Genomic DNA, 301 nt, shown 5'->3' on the forward strand with positions numbered 1-301 from the left:
AACTTTCTTATGTTGCATACTAACAATCAAATCATCAAACATAAAGTAGGCTTACTCAATTTAGCTGAAGAACTTCAGAATGTATCTAGAGCTTGTAAAGTCATGGGAGTCTCTAGAGATACCTTTTATCGTTATCAGGAACTCGTCGAATCAGGTGATGTAGATTCACTCATCAATAAATCCCGACGAGTACCGAATCTAAAAAACCGCGTGGATGATGCTACAGAACAAGCTGTGCTTGATTTCGCAATCCAATTCCCAGCTTATGGTCAACACCGTACCAGTAATGAATTACGTAAAA

General features: G+C 38.2%; 1 protein-coding gene. It reads left to right on the top strand.

The genetic code is table 11. The annotated features are described in order from the left end of the window. Positions 1–9: 9 nt before the first annotated feature. A partial coding sequence (locus tag ACWQ4X_RS19900) for a helix-turn-helix domain-containing protein (RefSeq protein ID WP_457904693.1) occupies positions 10–301 on the top strand: 292 nt, incomplete at its 3' end.

The sequence above is a fragment of the Acinetobacter sp. NigerLNRRAM0016 genome, from assembly GCF_054112845.1.